Annotated in this window: 1 protein-coding gene and 1 rRNA gene; both read right to left on the bottom strand. The window is 57.3% G+C overall.

Going from position 1 to position 2,382, the window contains the following annotated elements; all coding sequences use genetic code 11:
• Positions 1 to 161 precede the first annotated feature (161 nt).
• Positions 162 to 1,856: a phospho-sugar mutase gene (locus DXD49_RS09540; protein ID WP_117744005.1), complete on the bottom strand. Its 1,695-nt coding sequence runs from the start codon at positions 1,854 to 1,856 to the stop codon at positions 162 to 164.
• Between the two features lie 245 nt (positions 1,857 to 2,101).
• Positions 2,102 to 2,217, bottom strand: a 5S ribosomal RNA gene (gene rrf / locus DXD49_RS09545).
• Between the last annotated feature and the right edge of the window lie 165 nt (positions 2,218 to 2,382).

The raw sequence follows: 2,382 nt of genomic DNA on the forward strand, positions 1-2,382 counted from the left end.
AGATATATTGCCAGACCGGAGGGGCCCCGGGGGCGGGAATCTGGGCGTACACATTTCCTACACAGTTTGGGATTCTCAGCTGTATTTACCAGTAATATAGAGGGGACATCGTTTCCGAGATCCCCTCCTCCGTCTATCTATAGAAATAGGCTTTCAAAGCCTTAGGCCAATAGTTTGCGACCGGACTCCTCAATCGCGTCAAGTGCTGCATCAGCCTCGGCGGCATCCGCGCCCTTTGCGAAGATGTACAGCTTAATCTTGGGCTCGGTGCCGGAAGGACGAACAATACCCTTGTTACCACCCTCAAGATCGAACTCAATGACGTTAGCCTTCGGCAGGCCGTTCACGCAGGTATTGTAATCCACGACGGCCTCAATCTTGGAACCGGCGAGCTCCACGGGCGGGTTCTCGCGCAGACCAGCCATGATGCCGGCCATCTTTACCGCACCCTCAGCGCCCGGATAGCTCAGCGAAATCGTCTTGTTGTGATAGTAGCCATACTTCTCGTACAGATCGTGCATCGCATCGGCGAGGTTCTTGCCCTGGAGCTTGTAATACTGCGCCATCTGGCAAATCAGAAGCGAAGTGCTCACGGCGTCCTTGTCGCGCACGTGGTCGCCGGCCAGATAGCCGTAGCTCTCCTCAAAACCGAAGATAAAGCGATCGACCTCGCCAGCATCGGAAAGAGAAGTAATGATGTCGCCGATGTACTTGAAGCCCGTCAGGCAGCGGCGGAGCTCAAAACCGTACTCGTCGGCCAAAGCGTCAACCATGGCGGAAGAAACGATAGTAGTAACGGCAACCTTATTAGTGAGGTCCTCACCGCGGGCAGCACGGGTCTTGCAGATATAGTCGAGCAGCAGAACGCCCATCTCATTGCCGGTCAGCAGCAGATAGTCATCGCCATTCTTAACGGCAACGCCAACACGGTCGGCGTCAGGATCGGTTGCAAGCAGCAGATCGGGGTGAACCTGCTCGCACAGGTCGATGCCCTTCTGCATGGCCTGACGGATCTCGGGGTTAGGATACGGGCAGGTCGGGAAATCGCCGTTAGGCTCCTTCTGCTCGGGAACAACCGTGACATCGGTGATGCCAGCACGCTCGAGCACCGTCGTGACGGGAATGAGGCCGGTACCATTCAACGGCGTATAGACAAGCTTGAGCGGTGCGCCGGCAATCTCCTCGGCAGAAAGATTCGTAACGCCGCGCGCGAGTACGGCGTCGTAATAACGCTCGAGGCACGAATCATCGATCCATTTGACCAGACCCTGCTCAAGAGCCTCATCGAAGTCCATGGACTTCACTCCGGTGAACGTATCAGTCTCGGCGATGGCCTTAGAAATTGCATCGGCGGCCTCGCTGGTTATCTGGCAGCCGTCGGGGCCATAGGCCTTATAGCCGTTATACGGCGCCGGGTTATGACTAGCGGTCATGCAAATGCCACCGGAACACTTAAGATCACGAACAGCCCAGGAAAGCGTCGGCACAGGAGAAATCTTGGGATACACAAGGGCAGTCACACCGTTTGCTGCAAGAATGGCAGCCGTCGTCTTAACGAACAGCTCACCTTTATTGCGGCTATCGCGAGCGATGGCGACCGTCGGATGCTCGAAGGTCGCATTGAGGTAGTCAGCGAATCCCTGGGTCGCACGACCGACCGTATAGATATTCATACGGTTAGTGCCTGCACCGATAGTGCCGCGAAGACCAGCAGTGCCGAAGGCGAGATCCTGGAAGAAAGCGTCGGTGATGGCGTCCTCATCACCCTGCTCCTTCATCGTGTTGAGCTCAGCGAGGAGCTCCTCATCCTTGACATTGGCAATCCAAGTATCAAGCAGCTCATGAACATCTGCCATGTGAGTCCTTCCGTCACAATCAATAAAACGACCCGTGTGAAACAGGACAAGCGCGTCAGTGCGCTAAAGCAAATATTAGTCCATTGAGAACAGAGAACCGACCACAGAACGGTGAACGTCTATATTAAGCGGTGGATGATTAAATTGATTTAATTGCATAAGGAATGTTGCCCATTAACGCAAAAAAGGGGGAGGCCGCGAGGCCTCCCCCTTCTCATTTCGATGACGGCTCGGTGCCGTCCACCGGTCAGCGGCGCCCTGGCCTCCCACGGGCTGGCCCCGCAGTACTCTCGGCGCGATGGGGCTTAGCTTCCGGGTTCGGAACGGGACCGGGCGTGCCCCCCATGCTCTGGCCGCTGACCGGTGGGCGGCGCCCACCGTTCACGGTGTCCTGGGTCTCATCTACGTGCCCTGGGGGCCGCATGGCGCATAGGAGGAGTCGACTCGGGGGCATCCTCGTGCCCGGACCGCGCATGGAGCGCTGGGTCCCGCGGGCCGCGAGGTGCGGTTCCGGAAGAGCTCGGGC

The organism is Collinsella sp. TM05-38 (assembly GCF_003466445.1).
Taxonomy (GTDB): Bacteria; Actinomycetota; Coriobacteriia; order Coriobacteriales; family Coriobacteriaceae; genus Collinsella.

What these genes read in the sequence shown, in the direction of transcription:
- DXD49_RS09540 (WP_117744005.1), bottom strand. Translation starts at nt 1,856, where the DNA reads ATGGCAGATGTTCATGAGCTGCTTGATACTTGGATTGCCAATGTCAAG.